The organism is Streptomyces sp. P5F9 (genome assembly GCF_057961495.1).
Genome location: NZ_JBXVPZ010000197.1, coordinates 1 through 17,525 on the forward strand (window position 1 = coordinate 1; position 17,525 = coordinate 17,525).

The following is a 17,525-nucleotide window of genomic DNA, read 5'->3' on the forward strand; positions in this document are numbered from 1 at the left end:
CCCTGTCTCTACGGAAAAGCCCGGTGACCGCACACAGTGGGCGTCGGGTTTTCCGTCTGTCCCGCCCCTGTACCGCCGACAGTCCGCCGCCGGCGTGCCGCGGCGTCACCCTTGCTCTGCTGCTCCCGGGACGGACCCACCCTACGGAGACGGACACCCATCGCCATGACCACCCATCAGACCTCCTCTCTCCTCCTGGCCCTGGCCGCCATCGTGCTGCTGGCCCGCCTGCTGGGCGCGCTGGCCCGGCGCCTGAACCAGCCCGCGGTGATCGGCGAGGTCCTCGCCGGCATTGCGCTGGGCCCGACCCTCTTCCACGGGGCGCTCTGCGACGCGCTGTTCCTGGCCGGCATCCGGCCGCTGCTGGGCGCCCTGGCCGCGGTCGGTGTGGCGTCCTTCATGTTCCTGGTCGGCCTGCAGTGGGACGCCGCGACGATCCGCGGCAGCGGAAGCCTCGCCGCGACCGTGTCGTTCAGCTCCGTCCTGCTGCCGTTCGGCCTGGGCATGCTGCTCGCGCTGTATCTGATGGACGACTACGGCACCGGTGACCGGACGGCGTTCATGCTGTTCATGGGCATCGCCATGTCGATCACCGCGTTCCCGGTACTGGCCCGCATCCTCACCGACCGGGGCATGACCCGCTCCCCGCTCGGCGTGGTGGCGCTGGCCTGTGCGTCCATCGACGACGTCCTGGCGTGGACGCTGCTGGCCGGTGTGGTCGCCGTCAGCGGTCAGGCCGGCTCCGACCAGTGGCGCATCCTGCTCGCCGTCCCCTACCTGCTGGGCATGCTCTTCGTCGTACGGCCCCTGCTGCGCCGCTTCGTGGCCCGCCGCCCCGCCTTGACGCTGACCCCGACCGTGTTCGCGGCCGTCCTGGTAGGCCTGCTGCTGTCGGCCGCCGCCACCGAGTGGGTGGGTCTGCACTACATCTTCGGCGCGTTCCTCTTCGGCGTGATCCTGCCGCGCACCGGCGGCGAACGTCTGCGCGCAGATGTCCACGAGCGGCTGGGCGAGTTGAGCGACATCCTGCTCCTGCCGGTGTTCTTCCTGATCGCCGGTCTCCAGGTCGACCTGTCCCGCCTGGATGCGGCCGGGCTGGGCACGCTGGGGCTCATCCTGCTGACGGCGGTCGGCGGCAAGTTCACCGGCGCGTTCACCGCCGCCCGTCTCAACAGGCTGCCGCTGCGGCAGTCCGCCGCGCTCGCGACGCTGATGAACACCCGTGGCCTGACCGAGCTCATCGTCCTCGACGTGGGCCTGCAACTGGGCTTCCTGGGCCGGGACCTGTACTCGCTGATGGTCGTCATGGCCATCGTCACGACCACGATGACGGGCCCGCTGCTGAGCTGGATCATCGGCCGCCCTGCGGACACCGCCCGCCTCGCGGCCGACGGGCGCGCGGGGGAGAGCGTCGTGCCCGGGCGTACGGGCGGCCCAGCGGACAATGTGGGCACGGCGGTGTAACGCCGCCGGGAAAGCCCGGCCCGCATCCGCCCCTTCCCCCTCGACCCCGCGTGAATGTCCAGCGGTTCTCAGGGGGTTCCGCGCCAGGTTCGAAGGGCGGTGGAGCGCGGGATTCCCACGGAACCGGAAAATCAGGAATCTCGAATTCGTGATCCGGGGACTGGGGAAGCGCCGGCCGGCGCCGGCCGTCTGGACTTTCGATGCCCGCGGGCACCGAGGCGGAAGCCCGCTTCCGGGTTCCGACCGTCCTGCGGGCCGTGAGTGTCCTGGCCCTGATGGTGGCGGATCTGTGGGCTGTGCAGTTCGCCGAGGTCTTCGTCCTGGGCTGCTGCCTTCCAGCCGTCAACGCCGTTCTGTAGGCGATCTCCTGCCTTCGGCCTGGCCGTCCGTCGTGGCTGGCGGTGTGAGTTGGGTGAGCGGCACGGGCGAACCGTCACGGCTGCGGCTTTGCTCATCTGGGTCCGGACCTGACAGGCATAACCAGGCAGCAGGACATCAACCGTTCGCCCGCTCCACCGCGCTGCGTTCCACACAAAATTCGTTGCCTTCGGGGTCATACAGCGTCACCCACCCGGTTCCGTCCGGCCTTCGATGGTCCCCCTCAAGCGTGGCACCGAACGAGAGCAGGCGCTCGACCTCCTCGTCCCGGGTGCGGTCCTGGGGTTGGAGATCCAGATGCACGCGGTTCTTCACCGCCTTGCGGTCATCGACCCTGACAAACAGCAAGGTTGCAGCAGTAGTCGTGACCACGGCTTCCGGATCCCCAGGAAAGTCGTCATCAGCCAGCGAGCCGTCCAGGGCCTGGGCCCAAAAGCCCGCAAGAGCGAACGGGTCGGCGGCGTCGAAGGTGAGATGGCGTATCAAAGAACTCATGCCCCAAGCCGATCATGAATGCCTCCCACCGTCCAGAGGCGGCCAGCTTCGACGCCGACCGCCTCACCAGACTCTGGGCATGATCGAAGAGACACTGCCTAGATCATCCCGTTCCCGTTGGCCGAGTCTCCGGCACGGACTGAGTGATGTCCCAGTGCTCCACGATCTTGCCGTTGCGCACCCGGAACCCTGGCGAGGAACCTACTAGGGCATACAGGGCAATACGCCAAGATCAAGTGCTCTCTCAAGGATCTGTGCCCATCACCCTTCATCGACGAAGCTCCCGTTTGAGGAGCTTTCCGGTGGCAGTCATGGGTAGCGAGTCGCGGAACTCCACGAGCCGGGGGTACTTGTAGGAGGCCATGTTGTCCTTGCACCAGGCGATCAGCGATGCCTCGTCGAGATCAGCACCGGGTTCCTTGATCACGTAAGCCTTCACTTCCTCGCCATGGGACTCGTGCGGCATGCCGGCGACGGCTACGAGGCTGACTGCTGGATGGGTCATGATCACCTCTTCCAGCTCCCGTGGATACACATTGAACCCACCGCGCACGATCATGTCCTTGGCCCGGTTGACGATGAAGTAGTAGCCATCGGCGGCGCGGCGGGCGAGGTCGCCGGTGCGGAACCAGCCGTCCTGGAGGATTTCCGCAGTGGCCTCGGGGCGGTTGAGGTGCCCCTTCATGACGTTGTGGCCACGGATCGCGATCTCCCCGACACTTCCCGTCGGTACGTCGCGCCAGTCCTCGTCGACGAGCCTGACCTCGACACCTCACTCGGGTTCACCGATGGACCCCGGCCTCGTCTCCCGGCCGGGATGGTTGAACGTCGCCACAGGACTGGTCTCGGACAGGCCGTACCCCTCGTGGATCTGCACGGGCAGAGCGGCGCCTCCGGAAATGGCCAGGCGCAGTTCGGCAGCAGTCGCATCGAGGTCGACCGTGGAGTGGTCGGCGCCGAGGAGCCCCCAGTACATCGTGGGCACTCCGGCGAAGACGGTGACCTTCTCCTGTTCCATCAGCCTCAGGGCCGCGGCAGGAGGACAAGGGTCGCCGCCGTGCCGAAACCGGCGTTCATCTGCACCGTCTGGCCGAAGGAGTGGAAGAGCGGCAGGGTGACCAGGTGGACGTCGTGCGGGTGAATGCCGAATATCCTGTGGCAGGTCAGCGCGTTGAGCACCATGTTGCTGTGAGTGAGCTCGGCACCCTTCGGCCGGCCGGTGGTGCCGCTGGTGTACAGGATCACCGCGGTGTCCGAGGGGGCAGTGGCAACCGCTGTGAACTCGGCCGACATCTGGCTCAGGGCGCCGGCCAGGGTGACGGTTCCCGCCACGGGCGAGGCCGCGTGATCGTCAGCCGTTACGACGAAGAAGTGCTGACATGCGTCGACTGCGGAGAAGCCGGCCCAGCCGGTCTCACCGAGCGGCAGCTCCGGTGTGCCCTCGAAGCAGAACTAGGCCGTGGCTCCGGAGTCCTCCAAGTGGTAGGCAATCTCGTGGGCGGTCAATAGCACGTTGACCGGGACGACAACGGCGCCGGCCTTGAGGATGCCGTAGTAGAGCACCGGGAACTGCTCGACGTTGGGGCAGGACAGCGCTACACGCTCGCCGGGGCGGACACCTCGTTGGTGCAGCAGGTTCGCGAACCGGTTGGCACGGGCGTCCACATCCGCGTATGAGGGCCTGCGATCACCGCACACCACTGCGGTCCGGTCGGCGTGTCGGCGTGCGGACGACTCCAGCATCAGAGCGAGGTTCAGCAAAGGACTGCTCCGTTCGAGTGGATGATGACGCAGCGCGGCTCGCAAGAGAACCCCCGACGGTCCTCTGGCTGGTCCCGAGTCGGCAGAAGGGAACTCGGGAGAGGATCACGGCAGGGTCGCCGTCGCCGTCGTCGCCGCCGTGCCGCGCGGCGGGCGCGCGAGACGACGTCCAGTAACCGGACTTACCGGTAGCCCCGGCCCGGGGACGACGCGTTCTTCCCGGTGATTTCCCGCTGCTCCCCGAGGAGTGCGCCGAAGAGCCCGGCTACGGCAAGGAGCGTCTCCATAACGGCCAAGGCGAGAGCCGCGCGCATCAGCGTGATGCTGCCGCTCTGGTCGTGGTTCTGGAGACGGTTCATGTGATCCATCGCGGGCTGGACCGCCGGCCACAGCACATGAGTCGTCAGCATCACGACGTTGAGCATCGCCATGGCCGTCCATTCGCCTGGCCCTGACGACCGCCACAGCATGACCGCGCAGCCGAGGCAGGCCAGCGCCGGCACCAGCAGGACGACGGCGAACCGGTCGCCGTGCTGGCGCAGCATGGCCGCGTGGACAAAGGCGGAGATCACGGCCAGGCCCGCGGCCACCCGGCGGAGGATCCCGTGTCTTGTGGATGCGGTCATGGCGTTACGACCCGTGGCAGTGCGACGTCGTGCCGCGCGGTGCGGGGTTGCGGTCGAAGAAGCCGACGGGCTTGAGCTTGAAGCCGGTGTAGTCGACGGGCATGACCGGCCAGTCCTCCGGGGGCGGGAAGTGGGTGAGGCTGAAGGTGTGCCACAGGACCACGTCCTCGCCGTCCAGATGGCGGTCACCGGCGACCAACGACTCCAGGCCGTCACCGCCGGGGCTCTGGTTGACGATCTCGCCGGCGGGCCGCTTCTGAGCGGGGTCGTACTGCGTAGCCCACAGGTGGCGAGTGGCGAAGGCGTCTCGCTTGGCGATCACGCTGGACGGGTCGGCCAGCAGGGTCGGCTGTCCCTCCGGGTGGAGGGCGTGGGCCACGTCCTCGCCCAGGCGGTTCTGCTTGTCGGGGTTGCTGACCAGCCACGTACGCGAGCGAAGATTGTCCGCCGTGCGGCGGGCGTCGAGTTCCGAGGTGAGCCGGGTGCGAGCCTGTCGGAAGGCGTTGCCGTGGGGGTTGGTGTCGCTGACCGGGACGGCCACGGCGTCGAGTTCGTCGACGGCGTTGCGGCGGCCGTCGACCGCCAGGTCGAGGCGGGCACAGAACAGGTGCTGTGGTGGAAGGGCCTGTTCCGGCGCATTCTGGAGTCATGGACGTGCGTCCCCCTGTGGTCGTGCTTCCGCCGGAGTCCGACGGCGGCCGGCGCGTGATGATCCACGGCGAGCGCATGGGCACCGCGTACAGCCTCTTCGACGTGCTGGACCTCCTGCATCGGGTGGGCCTGCCCGCCGAGGACCGGGCGGTCGACGACCCCGAGCTGATCGAGTGGCGGGGCGGCGGACCGTATGTGTGGAACGGCACGACGTAGCCGTTGCGTCCGCCAGGGCCGACTGCGCGCACACTGGTAGCAGCAGGTTATGCGTCATGAGCCGGACACGGAGGTGGGCCATGAGCACCCTCGAAGAACACGTCGACGTCGGAGTTCCGATCGACCAGGCCTGGGACGGCATCCACCGGGTGGAGCACTATCCGCGCTTCGTGGAAGGCGTGCGCGAAGCCCGTACGGAGAAGGTAGGCCGAGCGCGTCTGGACGTCGAGGCCGGCGGCCGGGCCCGGGAATTCCAGGCCGAGGTCACCGACCGCAGCGGGGAACGCGTGATGGAGTGGACCACCACGGGCGCCCCCGACCTGATGGGCTCCTTCTCACTGGAGCCGATCGACCAGAACCACACCCGGGTCCAGGCACGGCTTGAGTACGACCCCGACACCATCAGGGAGACCTTCGGCGGGCCGAAGGGATTCGCCCAGGCAACCGCGATCGAACGGCTCGTCCGAAGCGATCTGGAGCACTTCAGGCAGTATCTGGAACAAGGCCGGTGAGGCGTGGCTGTGCGATCACCGCGCCGGGCGCGTGCCAGTCATTTACGCACCGGCGCGGGGTCGTAGCGGCTCATGCCCCCGGGTGCTGTCAGCCGACGCCCGCAGATCATCGCCGAGTGGGAGGACAGGGCGAGGTCTACGGCTGCCACGACGCGGCCCGCGGATGCGAGCTGACCGTCCCCAAGGCGGCCCCTCCCAGCTGCATGGGGCAGCAGAGCCCGACGTGCTGCCGCGGCAAGACCCATGGTGAGGAAGTCGGAGTGCAACAGACGCTCTGCGATGCCGGGGGAATTTCACCCGGTTGCAGACCGCGAAGAGGTATCAGTCCGGGGCCGACCCTGATGGTGCGCCGAGGCTGACCATGCCTGGCCGTCGCCGTTTCGACCGGGTTGCGAAATCGCGTCAGCCTGTGGGCGTGCCGATCTGGTCGCGTTCCAGGACGGAACGCAGCTCCGCGAGGGCCTGCGCGGCGGCCGTCAGGGCGGACGCCTTGAGCACATCTGCGGTCAGCTCGGCCAACCGCTCGGCAAAGGTTCCTTCTGCCGTGTCGACCAGCTGCCGGCCGTCGTCGGTCAGGGCCAGCAGGGAGGACCGGCGATCGGATGGATTGGGCTGCCGGACGGCCCATCCCTGCTTCTCCAGACGGTCGACGGTCTTGCTGGTCGCCCCGATGCCGATGGCGAACTCGGTGGCAAGGTCCGCCACGCGGGAGTCGGGGTGGTCGCGCAGGTAGCGCAGGGCCTCGAACTGCGAGGTGACGATCCCGTGCCGCTCACGGAGACGGTCGTTGAGGGCGTTGTACAGACGCGTCTCGCATCGGACCAGGTCGGCGAAGAAGCCCGGGAGGTCGACCGTCTCACTGCTCGCTTTAGATGCCACGGCATGTAGTCTATATTAGATGCCACGGCATATAGTGCAGTGGAAGGTACTTACGGCAGGGGAAGAATGATGAGCAAGGAACAGCGCGCGCAGGTCGACGCTATGCTGCGGCGGCCGCGGCCCGAGGGTCCCCGGTCGGTCGAGGCGATCCGAGCCGGATTCGAGGCGCTGATGGCCCAGATGATCGTGCCCGACGGCATCCGCACCGAGCGGACAACTCTCGGCAGTCGACCCGCACTTCATGTCGAGCCGGACAACGGGCCGCGTGCCGGGACAATCCTGTACCTCCACGGCGGCGGATGGGTGTACGGCTCCCCCGAAAGCGTGCTGTCGCTGACGGGACACCTCGTTGCCAAGACCGGCTTCGGCGCGTACTCGCTGGACTACCGGCTTGCCCCCGAGCACCCGTTCCCGGCCGCGATCGACGACGCACTGAGCGCCTACCGCGCTCTCCTGGGCAGCGGTCAGGACCCTTCGGCCATCGCGTTCGCCGGGGACTCCGCCGGCGGCGGCCTCACCGTCACGACCTGCCTGGCCGCCCGCGACGCCGGCCTGCCACTGCCCGCCGCCATCGTGACGTTCTCCCCGGGCCTCGACGCCACCCGCACGGGCAAGAGCATGGACACCAAGGAAGGCATCGACCCGATCCTCACCCGCAAGTCCGTGGAACACACCGGGGCCATGTACCTCGCCGGGCAGGACCCGCACCAGCCCATGCTCAGCCCGGCCGTCCTCGCCGACCTGACCGGCTTCCCCCCGATGCTCATTCAGGTGGGCACGAACGAGATCATGCTGGACGACTCCACCCGCCTGGCCGCCCGAGCCCGCGCAGCCGGAGTGGACGTCATCCTCGACATCACCGCCGACGTACCCCACGTGTTCCAGTCGTTCGCCGGCGTTCTCGACGAGGCCGACCAGGCACTGGCCCGCGCAGCCCTGTTCCTCACGCAACACGTCCACATTCCCGACACTGCGCACGCGTCAGCCGGGTAAATCTCGCAGCCGTCTGGCCATACAGCAGGCTGGGCGGCTTTGAGCTTCGCGGGAATACAGGGAATGCAGGGCGCCACGAGTCGACCGTCCGCAGAAGCAGAACGGGCTGGGGTGGCGGACGGGCCGAGGCCACGCTGGATTTCCGGTACCGGCCGACGGTCGGGGGTGTGGATGGGTGACCTGGTCCGCTTGACGTTCAACCGCCGTAGCGGTCACTTGGAGATCATCCCCCACAGCGCGGCCAGGACTCCCGCGACCAGCAGCAGGCCCACGATCGTCCCCACGGGCGAGCAGCCGCTGCCTCCGACGGCCGCGGGCACGAAGATCTCCTCGTCCCTGCGGCCCGGTCCTCGTTTGCCGCACGTGGAGCACCGTTTGGCGCCGCGTCCGTCGCAGTCCGTGCACTCGTCGAAGCCCCGGCCCTGGCATGCGGTGCACGACAGCAGTCCCTCGCCGGGGTCACCTTGGCAGGTCCAGCACGCCTCTCTGCCCCGGCCGTCGCAGCGGTCGCACTCGGGACCGCCCCGCCCGTGGCACTCCCCGCAGTTCTCCGGCGAGGGCCGGGGAGGGGCGCCGCTGACCTGCCTGTAGTGGTCCATGAACTGGTCCTGGACGGTGTCCCGGTCCGGGGTCCAGTCGCCCTCCCAGCCGCAGCCCCCGCACCGGGCCCGCCACCACAGGACGTTGCCGTGCAAGGCCGTGTCGTGACGGGGAAGGTGATCGTTACCGGACACGCCACACCTCGGCATCCAGGGGGACGGCGGCGATGGTTCCTGACGCCAGGTAAGAGCAGGCCGTTGTGCGTGTCAACTCTCCTGTGAACAAAGGGCGTTGAGTCGTTCACCGGTGGGCCGCAGCGGGTAGATTCCGGTTCTCCACGGACGGAAGTTTCGACCCGGGACGGGACGGGCCATGGATCCCACTGCGCTTGTCGGGACGGTTGCCGGAGTGATCAGCACTGCCGTCGCTGTTCTTCAGTGGCGCGCCGGCCGGCGCGCGGCCGGTAGCGCGGCGCCGGAGCCGTCGCCCGCCCCGTTGCCACTGCTCGCCGAGTACACGGTCCTGGCGCCGCAGGCCCGCGTCCGGGGGCAGGCGCGGCCCCTGGTGGACCGTACGGCGGAGTTGCGTGCCCTCGCGGCGGGCGTGCGGCGGCATGCGCCACTCGCCGTCATCGAGGGATTCAGCGGGATCGGCAAGACCACGCTGGCTGCCGCGCTGGGCCGCCGGTGCGAGCGGGGCCAACGAGGCGGAAGACGGGTGAAATGGGTCTTCTGCGCCGAGAAGACCCAGACACTGAACCTGCGATCCCTGACCATCGCGCTCTCCTACGACACCGAACTCCAGGGCGCGCACGAACTGGCCCTGGTCGCCGGGGCGTCGGACGCGGACGCCGGCCGACTGCGGGATGCCCTCACCGCGTTCATGGCCGCCAACGAGATCCTGCTCGTGCTCGACGACTTCCACACCGTGCGCGATCCCGAACTGGTGCGGTGGGCAGGCCTGACGGCCCACACCGAAGGGCGGTCGACCCTCGTTCTCACCAGCCGAAGACACCTGCGCGAGATTCCGCGCACAGTCGGCGCGCCGTGGATCGAGCTGCACGGGCTCGCCGAGGCCGACACCCACGACCTCCTCGAACGCTGTGGCCTGCGCATCCCGGAGGCTACGCTGGAGACGGTCTGGCGGCGGGCCGGCGATGGCAATCCCCAGGCCCTGACGCTGTTCGCCGGGCAGGCCGTCCATACGACACCCGAGGTGCTGGCCGTGGACCTGTCCGCTCAACAGGACAACCTGGACGCCTGGATCGGCCCCATCTACGACTCGCTCGACGCCGTCTGGCAGAACGTCCTGAAGGCGCTGGCCTTCGTCCACGAAGCGGCACCGGCCGAGCTCCTGGCCGAGGTGACGCAAGACGGTGAAACCCCGGCCCGGCTCGCCGAGTTGGAGGCCAGATTCCTGGTCCGGCGCACCGAGTCCGGCCTCGAACTGCACAACTCGGTGCGGGACTACGTCGATTCACAGCTCACCGACGACGAACGGGACGCGTTCGCGGCACGCCTCACCCGCTGGTACCGCACCCGTGCCCGCAGCGTCTTCCTCGACGGACTCGGCGCGGACGAGCCGTCGTACGGACTGCTGTATCTCGAAAGCTTCCCCGACTACGTCCAGGCCGAGGAACGGCACATCCGGCTCGTCGACGACCTCCTCGACCGGCTCGCGGACACCGGCCACCCACTGCCGCGGGACGCGCGCATCCTCGTGCTGGGGGCGGGCCACGGGACGCACGACCCCGGATTCGTCAAGCACGGCCTCGACGTGACGAACATCGACATCCAGCCGGAGATCGCGGCCCTGGGAGAACAACGGGCGGTACGGCTGGCAGGCCGGGTCCGTTACGTGGTGGCGGACATGACGAGGGGACTGCCCGACGCTGTCCCGGCCGGCTCCATGGAGGCCGTCTTCAGCATCGGGTCGTCGTTCGGGTACGAGGACGCCGACGAGGACAACGCCGCGGTCTTCCGTACGGCGGCCACCGCGCTGAAGTCCGGGGCCCCGTTCGTGTTCGAGTACGTCAACGGCCCGCACTGGGAGAACCTCAGGGTCCAGCGGCAGATCGACACCACCACCCTGCCCGACGGAGCCCTCCGCACCGAGTACTCGATCACAGACCCGTCCAGCGCGACCTCCCTGACAGCCATCCGGCTCCAGCGGCCGGACGGCAGCGGGGGCTGGTTCCGGCACTTCATGCACTACTACCGGCTGCCCGAGATCCTGCGCATGCTGGAGCAGGCGGGGCTGCGGCAGGTGGCTGTCTTCGGGGCGCGCGGGGGGCGCGTTCTGGGTTCCTTCGACGAGGCCGCGTCCGAGGCGATGGTCGTGATAGCCGTCCGCGAGTGACGCACGCATGGCGTGCCGGCAGCGGTGTCGTGCGTCTCTCGCGCGATCCGTGAGCGCCCCCACCGCCGCGGCGAGTCCGCACCATTGAGCAAGTCCGCCCACGGCCACGAGAATTGCTCCCCAGTCCATGGCGTGCGGCAGTCTGGGGACGGCCGGTTGTTGATCGCGCTGCCTGCGGCCGGGGACCTGGAGGCAGCGGACCGTGTGCCTGTCGGTCGTCGCTGGCGACCTGCTGACGCTGCTCCGCATCGAGGAACCGGAGAGCGCGCGAGCCGAAGAGCCGGTCGGTGTGACGTCGACGGCCGAGGCGGGTCTCTTCGTTCGTCCGGCTGGAGACCGCGGTCGCCCCATACCGGGACGCACCAGCCAGGGTATTTACCGCCTGCTCACCCTTGTGTCACCCTCGGGATGGCACGGGCCGGGGGGAGTGCGGATGGGCCAGGGGTTCACGGAGGTGGGTGCGCTCTTCCGTTCGTTGGGGATGGCCACCGGGTTACCGTCGGCGGTCAGGGGCGGGTATCGATCGCTGCCCGGACTCGGCGAGGCATACGAGCAGGTCGTCGCCCCCTTTCTGACCGAAACCCTCACCGACCCGCGCGAGCACGACCGAGCCGACCGGTCGCTGCGCGCGATGAGCGTGAAGTTCGGGCTGGCCATGCTCGGTTACTCCCGTCTGACCGGACGTCCGCTCCCACTGGACGTCGCCGTTCTGGCCGGCGCGGTCACCCGGCTCTACGACGACCTCATCGACGGCGACACCGATGCCTCGGCCGATGCCCGCCTCGCCGACCTGCTGGGCAACCGGCCTTTCACCGCGGGCACAGACGCCGAACTGCTCCTCGGGCGGCTGGTGCACGAGCTTGAGCGCAGACTCGGGCACACCCCTGACGAGTCCGTGTTCGCGGCGCTCGCCTCGCTGCACGAGTTCCAGGTCCTCTCCCGCCGCCAGCGTGAGGCCGACGTCCCCGTCGACGTACTGGAGAAGATCACCCGCGGCAAGGGCAGTTCGGCCCACCTGATCCTGTGCAGCATCGTCAAACCCGGCCTGAAGCCCGCAGAACGTGAACTCGCCCTGGATCTGGGTGAGGCCCTGCAGTCCCTCGACGACTACATGGACGTCGAGCCCGACCGGGCGCACGGCGTGACCACCCTCGCCACCCTGGGTGTGGTCACCCTGGCGCACATCGCGGGGCGGATGTGCGGCATGCGGCCGCGGCTGGTGGCGTGTTACGGCAGCCGGTCCACGCGACCGTACTGCGGGATGCTCTACTTCCTGCTTCTCAAGGCGTGGGTCGGCCGCAGGCTCCCCGTCCTCGGTGGGCTGACGCGCCGCGCCGCCCGGAGATCCGCCGTACTGACCGTCTTCGCCCGCGGCACGGACGCCCTCCCGGCGGCCGGACCGGAGACCCGGTCATGAGGGCCCAGCGTGTGGTGAAAGTGGGCCTCTTCTGCGTGCTCGGCGCGGTCCTGGTGGCCACAGTCGTGGTCGGCGTACAAGGTCTCAGGCGTGGCGATCTTAAGCCGTTGGACCTGTGGGCCTCACTCATTCCCGTCGTACTCAGCGTCGCCGCCATTGTGACGGCCGTGCTGTACAACGGTCTGCGTCCGCCCGCCACGCTCGACGAGGCGGTGGCGGCGCAGGTGCCGGCACTGGCGCTGCGCATGGTCAAGGCATGGAAGCCCGAATGCGAGAACCGTGGCCTCTTCGCGGATCGCCGGATCGCGGTGCCATGGCGGCGGCGGCCCGGTTCGGAGCGGTTCTCGCGGCTGGCCGCCGAACTGCCCGAAGAGGGCGTGCTGAACCAGCTCACGGCCACCTTCGCCCGGCACGTCCGTGCGGGCGGTCTGTCCCGGCTGGTGGTGACGGGGGATCCGGGCGCGGGAAAGACGGCGGTCTGTGTACTGGCCACCCTGGAGCTCGCGGAACCAGCGGGCCCACTGGTCCCCGTGATCTTCCAGGTCTCCTCCTGGAACCCGGCCCGCCCGTTCATGGAATGGATGACGGACGAACTCACCTCCATCCACGCGGCCAGCACCGACAAGACGCGCAACCGGCTGATCTGCGCCGAGCTCGTCCGTCACCACGTCGTGCCCGTTCTCGACGGACTGGACCAGGCCGCCGACCGGGCCGCCGTACTACGCGGTGTCGCCGCCGGTCTGGAGGGCCGGTCCTTCATCCTTGCCTGCCGCACCGACGAGTTCGCCCGGCTGGACCCCGACGGCATGCTGCGCGAGACGCTCGTCGTACGGCTGCAGCCGGTGAGCGCGGACGAGCGGCGCAGGGTCCTGGAGACCGCCCACCCCGGCCCGGGCCTGGAACCGCTGCTCGCCGCCCTGGAGGCACGGCCGGACGGCCCACTGGCGCGGGTGCTGGAGACACCGTTCATGCTCTCCTTGGCGGTGTCGTTGCACGGTTCACTGCCCCGGGAGATCCTCACGGCCACCGGGCCCGAGGCCGAGGAACGGATCGGGCAGCGGCTCCTGGGGGCCTTCATCACCCGGGCCTATCTGCATCCCCGAGGCAAGGCCCGTCCTTACGGCGTCGAGGACGCCCGCCGCCATCTGGCCTTCCTCGCCCGCAATGTCGACCCCGCCACCGGACGGCTGGCCTGGTGGCAACTGCACCGAGCGGTGCCGCAGTGGGTGCATATGACGGTGGCCCTGGTCAACGCGGCGATCGGCTGCTCGGCTCCGGCGATCGCGCTGTTCGCCCTCTTCGACCGCCCGCTGCTGGGCCTGTGGATCGGTCTGGGTGCCGCGTTGGTCGGCGCGCTGGTTGTGGAGGTGGTGCCCGGGGACGATCCGCGCCGGGCCAAGCCGCGGCTGAGGTCCGTACGACCGCCCTCCTCGCACGCTCTGCAGCGGGTGCTCGGCTTCGGAGTGGTGGGCGCCGCCGCCTGCGCGGTGATCGTCGCGTTCCTCTACGAGAGACCCCAGTACGTGGTGATCGGTGGTGTGCTGAGCGGTATCACCTTCGCCGCCGCCCGCTACCTCAGCGAACCCAGCGACCTCATGGACGCCATCACCCCCACCACGCTGCTCCGCTCCGACCGCTCCACGGTGCTCTACGCCTGGCTGGCCGGCGGCGTGGCCGGGGCTCTCACCGGCGCCTACCTCGGCGGATCCATCAAGGACGGCCGCCGCACCCCGCAGCTCGACGACGTCACCCTGATCGACAAACTGCCCACCGGCGTTGAGGTGTTGATGGGAGCGGCCGGCGGTGCGCTGCTCAGCGCCACCGGGCTCGGACTGATGGCCATCGGGTCCAGTTCATGGGGCCGGTTCGTGGCCACCCGCGGCTGGCTGCGGATGCGTGGGCACACGCCGTGGCGGCTGATGGCGTTCATGGAGGACGCGCAGCATCGGGAGGTGTTGCGGCAGATGAACGGCCAGTACGAGTTCCGGCACCAGCTGCTCCAGCGTCACCTGGCCGAGCCGGCCCGGGCCGTCGCCTCCACCGCCGACACCAACACCGGTCCGGACAGCACCCAGTAGGCCCGTCGGGCGGGCCTGCGTCCGGTGTCCGGCAGCGCCATGTAGCACGCCTCGGGAAAGCGGACCCAGGCCTGGGGGGCTCCGGGCAGTACCGGCAGGAAGTCCAGTTCGGCCAACTCACGGCGCACCTCGGCGAGAACGGCGAGTTCGTCGAGGCCGACGGCGCAGACGAACTGGAGGGTGGCCTGGGAGAAGGTGCCGACGGTCCGCTCCCGTTCCCGCCGTCTCAGCAACGCGCCGACCTGGTTGCCCCTGGTCAGATCATAGACCTGGGGCGGACCCGGCACGTCGTCCGAGCGGACGGCGCAGCGCAGCAGGGGGAAGTCGTGCCCACGCAGGTCGGCGGTCCGATCCGCCAACCAGCGTGGCTCGTACGCGTGCTGAAGCCGCTCGAAGACGACCAGAAGAAGCGACCGGGCCAGCACACCTGCCCCAAGCACCACCGCACACACCAACGCGGCGGCCCGTACGGACGGCACCAGCAGCGCCACCAGCGCCACGACGAGCGGCACCGCCGCCCACCCGGCCCCGACGAGCTGTGCCTCGGCGAACTCCGGCCCGCTGAGCCCGGTCCCGTAACGCCGTGCCGCGCCCTTCAGCCCCCGCAACGGCGCCAGCGGAACCGTTGCCTCGGGTCGCAGCAGCTCAGGCTCGTAGCTCATCGCTCCGCTCACCCGCTCGCCTTCCGCCGACGCCACTCCATCTCTACCCCGTGACGACGCTACTACGGGAGGGCGAACGCGAACGTTGCCGTTGCGCCCATGGGAACGGGGCAGGCGTTGCCCACACGACGCAGGCGGCCTCCCCGGGGGAGGCCGCCGACTTGCCGGTCGATCGGTCGATCACAGAGGCGCGCTTCAGTCCGGGCGCGTCCCCGCGTCCCTCACCACCTCGCGCAACAGCGTTCGGCTCGCCGCGCTCGCGCCCGCCAGGCCGGCGAAGCCCAGCAGCAGGCAGCCGGCGAGGAGCACGACACCGCGGCCGTCCAGGTGCGGGGTGCCCCCCCGGCGACTGATGAAGTCGCGGGGGGGGGGAGAGAGAGAGAACGGTCGGACGATCGTCGGACGGCGGCCTGTCAGCGCACGGTCATCCGCACCGGCACCAACGGGTACGTGTACGGCGTGTCCGTGCCGACCGCGAGCGCGGCCGTGTAGGTGCCGGCCGTGTCCACCTCCGTCGCGCCCGCGTCCAGCCGGACGGTGACGGTCAGGCGCTGGCCGGGGGCGAGCGTATGCGTGACGGGTGTGGCGGAGAGCCAGCGGACGTCGGCTGTCGGGACGCAGCTGTCGAGGCCCGGCAGCTGCTCGACGTTCGCATGGGCGTCGAAGACGCTCGGTGCGCCGCCGACCCGGTAGAACCCGCAGGCGCCGCCGGCCCGGTAGAGCGGCGTGGTGGCGGCGGGCAGGGCCGTCCAGGTGCGGGCGGCCGGGTCGTAGGCGTAGCCGGCGCTGGTGACGGCGCCGAGCAGGTCGCTGACTCCGCCGGAGAGGAGGAGGCGGCCGTCGGCGGTGGTGGCGGCCGAGGCCCACAGATCGATGGGAAGGTCGGTGATCGGAGTCCAGGCGGCGGTGGCCGGGTCGTAGGCGTAGCCGTGCCGCGTACCCTCCACCACGGTGGTGCCGCCCGCGCAGTACAGGGTGCCCGAGACGGCGCCGCAGCCGAGCCAGGAGACGGGCTCGGGGTAGGGGGTGGCGGCGGCCCAGGTGTCGGTGGCCGGGTCGTAGACCTGCACTGCGGTGGCGCCGGTGCAGTAACCCTGGCCGCAGCCGCCGACCAGGTACCACTTGCCGTCGAGCGTGGCGGAGGCCGCTGCCGCGTACCCGGCGGGCGCCGGGGCGGCGGTGGACCAGGTGTGGTGCTGCGGGTCGTAGACCTCGGTGGTGGTCACGGTACCGCCGTCCGCTGTCCAGCCGCCGGTGACGTACAACTTGCCGTTCAGGAAGGCTGACTGGGGTGACTCGCGGGGGGTGACGGGGCCGCCGGGGATCGCCGTCCAGGCGGCGGTGACGGGGTCGTAGACATAGCCGCCGGACAGGACGGAGGTGCCGTCGGTGCCGCCGACCGAGTAGACGCGGCTGTCCGGGCCGGTGGCGACAGCGTTGTCGATGACGGGGGTGGGATAGTCGGTGACGGGGGCCCAGGCCGAGGTGGCGGAGGTCACAGCCGTGGCCGTGGATTCAGCCTTCGTCAGCCGGTCGGGGCTGTAGTCACCGGGGAGGTATCGCGGGGCCGCCGTGTCGGCTGTCGTCGCCGTCGGGATGTCCCCGGACCGCTCGGTGAGGTTGACGGTGAGCGGGGCGGAGCCGGTGTTGCGCAGGGTGAGCTGCGCGGTGGTGGCCTTCCCTCTGCGTACGGTCTTGTCGACCGCCGCCGGGCTGATCGCCAGCCGTCCGGCGCGCAGCACCGCGTCGAGGCGGGTGGCGTGGTCCGCCGTGACGTGCACCTTCTCCATCGCCGTGGTGTAGTGCTCGGCGCTCACCGCGACCGGTTGACGGCCCGTCCGCGGCGCGAAGCGTACGTACGTACCGTCGCCCGCCGTGGTCGCCGTGACGCCGGCTTTGCCGCTCACCGTTGCACGGCTCACCTGCCGGCCGGTGTTGCGGTCCGTCACCGTCCCGTACAGCAGCCCGCCCGGCACAGGCGCGCAGGTCATACCGCCGAAGCTGACGTCGTCGACCTGCCAGTAGTAGGCGTCGTCGCCGGTGTAGCGGAACCGCACCCGGACGGCGGACTTCCCGGCCGCGGCCGGGAGAGCGATGCTCTCCGTTCCGGGGCCGGCGGAGATGGTGTCGCGGTGCCAGACCGTCGACCAGGTGGTGCCGCCGTCGACGCTGAGGTCGACGTCGGCCTTGGAGGCGTCGGAGAACCTCCTGTAGAAGGTGTCGAAGCGGACCGCGGGCGTGTCGTCGCCGGTCAGGTCGAGGACCGGGGAGAGAAGGGAGGTGTTCAGCCGGTCGGCGGAGTAGCCGCTGTCGGCGATGGCGAAGCCGCCCGAGCCGCCGGTGAGGTTGCCGCGCCCGGCCGGGTCGTCGAAGCGCCAGGTGCTGCCGCTGCCGGTGACGCTCCAACCGTCGGGCGTGCCGGTCCCGCGGGACCGGGTCCGCTGCGAGGACGAGGTCCGCCCATGAGCAGCGGCGCCGACCTATCGGCCATGACC

Annotated in this window: 18 protein-coding genes and 1 pseudogene; 9 read left to right on the forward strand and 10 right to left on the reverse strand. The window is 69.9% G+C overall.

What is annotated here, in order from left to right:
• The first annotated feature begins 165 nt into the window (after positions 1–165).
• Both AC31A1_RS27730 and AC31A1_RS27735 read left to right on the forward strand, forming a co-directional pair.
• Complete coding sequence (locus AC31A1_RS27730; protein ID WP_489655937.1) at positions 166–1,464, forward strand: cation:proton antiporter domain-containing protein; 1,299 nt, start codon at positions 166–168, stop codon at positions 1,462–1,464.
• A 200-nt stretch (positions 1,465–1,664) separates the two neighbouring features.
• Entirely contained in the window at positions 1,665–1,823 is a 159-nt protein-coding gene (locus tag AC31A1_RS27735) for a hypothetical protein (RefSeq protein ID WP_489655938.1), read from the forward strand.
• 136 nt (positions 1,824–1,959) lie between these two features.
• Here the strand turns inward: AC31A1_RS27735 and AC31A1_RS27740 are convergent, their stop codons facing one another.
• The 6 genes and pseudogenes from AC31A1_RS27740 to AC31A1_RS27765 all read right to left on the reverse strand — a co-directional run bounded on the left by AC31A1_RS27740 (position 1,960) and on the right by AC31A1_RS27765 (position 5,331).
• Positions 1,960–2,337 carry a VOC family protein gene (locus tag AC31A1_RS27740; RefSeq protein ID WP_489655939.1) on the reverse strand — a complete coding sequence of 126 codons (378 nt, stop codon included), beginning with the start codon at positions 2,335–2,337 and terminating at the stop codon, positions 1,960–1,962.
• A gap of 268 nt (positions 2,338–2,605) precedes the next feature.
• Entirely contained in the window at positions 2,606–3,022 is a 417-nt protein-coding gene (locus AC31A1_RS27745; protein ID WP_489655940.1) for an AMP-binding enzyme, read from the reverse strand.
• An 87-nt stretch (positions 3,023–3,109) separates the two neighbouring features.
• A pseudogene (locus AC31A1_RS27750) lies at positions 3,110–3,630 on the reverse strand (AMP-binding protein).
• A gap of 159 nt (positions 3,631–3,789) precedes the next feature.
• The gene (locus AC31A1_RS27755) at positions 3,790–4,098 is read right to left on the reverse strand and encodes an AMP-binding protein (RefSeq protein ID WP_489655941.1); all 309 of its coding nucleotides are present in this window, start codon (positions 4,096–4,098) and stop codon (positions 3,790–3,792) included.
• 182 nt (positions 4,099–4,280) lie between these two features.
• On the reverse strand, positions 4,281–4,724 hold the full coding sequence (locus tag AC31A1_RS27760) for a hypothetical protein (protein ID WP_489655942.1): 444 nt from the start codon (positions 4,722–4,724) through the stop codon (positions 4,281–4,283).
• Positions 4,725–4,728: 4 nt separating this feature from the next.
• Positions 4,729–5,331, reverse strand: coding sequence for a copper amine oxidase (locus tag AC31A1_RS27765; RefSeq protein WP_489655954.1), 603 nt, complete (start codon positions 5,329–5,331; stop codon positions 4,729–4,731).
• 41 nt (positions 5,332–5,372) lie between these two features.
• On the opposite strand from AC31A1_RS27765, the gene AC31A1_RS27770 reads away from it, so the two are divergent.
• Together AC31A1_RS27770 and AC31A1_RS27775 are read left to right on the forward strand one after the other, a co-directional pair.
• Positions 5,373–5,591: a hypothetical protein gene (locus AC31A1_RS27770; RefSeq protein WP_489655943.1), complete on the forward strand. Its 219-nt coding sequence runs from the start codon at positions 5,373–5,375 to the stop codon at positions 5,589–5,591.
• 80 nt (positions 5,592–5,671) lie between these two features.
• Positions 5,672–6,103 carry an SRPBCC family protein gene (locus tag AC31A1_RS27775; RefSeq protein ID WP_489655944.1) on the forward strand — a complete coding sequence of 144 codons (432 nt, stop codon included), beginning with the start codon at positions 5,672–5,674 and terminating at the stop codon, positions 6,101–6,103.
• 402 nt (positions 6,104–6,505) lie between these two features.
• Here AC31A1_RS27775 and AC31A1_RS27780 read toward each other — a convergent pair whose 3' ends face one another.
• Positions 6,506–6,982: a MarR family winged helix-turn-helix transcriptional regulator gene (locus AC31A1_RS27780; protein ID WP_489655945.1), complete on the reverse strand. Its 477-nt coding sequence runs from the start codon at positions 6,980–6,982 to the stop codon at positions 6,506–6,508.
• A gap of 69 nt (positions 6,983–7,051) precedes the next feature.
• Between AC31A1_RS27780 and AC31A1_RS27785 the strand changes: the two genes are divergently transcribed.
• The gene (locus AC31A1_RS27785) at positions 7,052–7,975 is read left to right on the forward strand and encodes an alpha/beta hydrolase (RefSeq protein ID WP_489655946.1); all 924 of its coding nucleotides are present in this window, start codon (positions 7,052–7,054) and stop codon (positions 7,973–7,975) included.
• A 212-nt stretch (positions 7,976–8,187) separates the two neighbouring features.
• Here AC31A1_RS27785 and AC31A1_RS27790 read toward each other — a convergent pair whose 3' ends face one another.
• Positions 8,188–8,670, reverse strand: coding sequence for a hypothetical protein (locus tag AC31A1_RS27790; protein ID WP_489655947.1), 483 nt, complete (start codon positions 8,668–8,670; stop codon positions 8,188–8,190).
• Positions 8,671–8,923: 253 nt separating this feature from the next.
• Between AC31A1_RS27790 and AC31A1_RS27795 the strand changes: the two genes are divergently transcribed.
• The 3 genes from AC31A1_RS27795 (at position 8,924) to AC31A1_RS27805 (ending at position 14,368) form a co-directional block, all read left to right on the forward strand.
• Positions 8,924–10,873 (forward strand): AAA family ATPase, encoded by a 1,950-nt coding sequence (locus AC31A1_RS27795; RefSeq protein WP_489655948.1) that lies wholly within the window; start codon positions 8,924–8,926, stop codon positions 10,871–10,873.
• Positions 10,874–11,306: 433 nt separating this feature from the next.
• Positions 11,307–12,290, forward strand: coding sequence for a class 1 isoprenoid biosynthesis enzyme (locus tag AC31A1_RS27800; RefSeq protein ID WP_489655949.1), 984 nt, complete (start codon positions 11,307–11,309; stop codon positions 12,288–12,290).
• A complete protein-coding gene (locus AC31A1_RS27805; protein ID WP_489655950.1) occupies positions 12,287–14,368 on the forward strand; it encodes an NACHT domain-containing protein in 2,082 nt (693 codons plus the stop codon). The genes AC31A1_RS27800 and AC31A1_RS27805 overlap by 4 nt, the downstream gene beginning before the upstream one ends.
• On the opposite strand, the gene AC31A1_RS27810 is transcribed toward AC31A1_RS27805, so the two are convergent.
• Complete coding sequence (locus AC31A1_RS27810; RefSeq protein ID WP_489655951.1) at positions 14,296–15,030, reverse strand: hypothetical protein; 735 nt, start codon at positions 15,028–15,030, stop codon at positions 14,296–14,298. The two genes, AC31A1_RS27805 and AC31A1_RS27810, sit on opposite strands and share 73 nt — an antisense overlap.
• Before the next feature lie 413 nt (positions 15,031–15,443).
• Entirely contained in the window at positions 15,444–17,087 is a 1,644-nt protein-coding gene (locus tag AC31A1_RS27815; RefSeq protein ID WP_489655952.1) for a Kelch repeat-containing protein, read from the reverse strand.
• A gap of 259 nt (positions 17,088–17,346) precedes the next feature.
• On the opposite strand from AC31A1_RS27815, the gene AC31A1_RS27820 reads away from it, so the two are divergent.
• Positions 17,347–17,496: a hypothetical protein gene (locus tag AC31A1_RS27820; RefSeq protein ID WP_489655953.1), complete on the forward strand. Its 150-nt coding sequence runs from the start codon at positions 17,347–17,349 to the stop codon at positions 17,494–17,496.
• Positions 17,497–17,525: the final 29 nt, after the last annotated feature.

Excerpts from the sequence above, each read along its gene's own strand:
- AC31A1_RS27730 (WP_489655937.1), top strand. The coding sequence starts at position 166 with ATGACCACCCATCAGACCTCCTCTCTCCTCCTGGCCCTGGCCGCCATC.
- AC31A1_RS27735 (WP_489655938.1), top strand. The coding sequence starts at position 1,665 with ATGCCCGCGGGCACCGAGGCGGAAGCCCGCTTCCGGGTTCCGACCGTC.
- AC31A1_RS27740 (WP_489655939.1), bottom strand. The coding sequence starts at position 2,337 with ATGAGTTCTTTGATACGCCATCTCACCTTCGACGCCGCCGACCCGTTC.
- AC31A1_RS27745 (WP_489655940.1), bottom strand. The coding sequence starts at position 3,022 with ATGAAGGGGCACCTCAACCGCCCCGAGGCCACTGCGGAAATCCTCCAG.
- AC31A1_RS27760 (WP_489655942.1), bottom strand. The coding sequence starts at position 4,724 with ATGACCGCATCCACAAGACACGGGATCCTCCGCCGGGTGGCCGCGGGC.
- AC31A1_RS27770 (WP_489655943.1), top strand. The coding sequence starts at position 5,373 with ATGGACGTGCGTCCCCCTGTGGTCGTGCTTCCGCCGGAGTCCGACGGC.
- AC31A1_RS27775 (WP_489655944.1), top strand. The coding sequence starts at position 5,672 with ATGAGCACCCTCGAAGAACACGTCGACGTCGGAGTTCCGATCGACCAG.
- AC31A1_RS27785 (WP_489655946.1), top strand. The coding sequence starts at position 7,052 with ATGAGCAAGGAACAGCGCGCGCAGGTCGACGCTATGCTGCGGCGGCCG.
- AC31A1_RS27800 (WP_489655949.1), top strand. The coding sequence starts at position 11,307 with ATGGGCCAGGGGTTCACGGAGGTGGGTGCGCTCTTCCGTTCGTTGGGG.
- AC31A1_RS27805 (WP_489655950.1), top strand. The coding sequence starts at position 12,287 with ATGAGGGCCCAGCGTGTGGTGAAAGTGGGCCTCTTCTGCGTGCTCGGC.
- AC31A1_RS27810 (WP_489655951.1), bottom strand. The coding sequence starts at position 15,030 with ATGAGCTACGAGCCTGAGCTGCTGCGACCCGAGGCAACGGTTCCGCTG.
- AC31A1_RS27820 (WP_489655953.1), top strand. The coding sequence starts at position 17,347 with ATGGCGAAGCCGCCCGAGCCGCCGGTGAGGTTGCCGCGCCCGGCCGGG.